At 43.4% G+C, this 249-nt stretch carries 1 protein-coding gene; it reads right to left on the reverse strand.

Annotation, left to right across the window (positions count from 1 at the left end; translation table 11 throughout):
• Positions 1-249 (reverse strand): hypothetical protein (locus Q4563_RS21565; RefSeq protein WP_303605981.1); only part of this gene is annotated, 249 nt, incomplete at both ends.

Raw genomic sequence — 249 nt, forward strand, 5'->3', positions numbered from 1 at the left:
GGCTCGTCTAAATGCTTGGTGTTTTTCTCAATGGCTTCAATATCTTGCAAAGTCATTAACCTGTCGTTAGCAAGTTCCACAGCTTTTTTTTTCGCAACACTCCCTTTGTCTGCATTTCTGGGTTTAACGCCGACGTATTGCGCTGTCAGTGGGTCTGAAATATCATATTTTCCACTATCCAAAACCACTAACGCCCAAAGCTTGCCTTTTTTGTATTGGTAGCGGATGTTCGGGCGCGTAGCATCTAAT

The organism is Gilvimarinus sp. 1_MG-2023, from assembly GCF_030548285.1.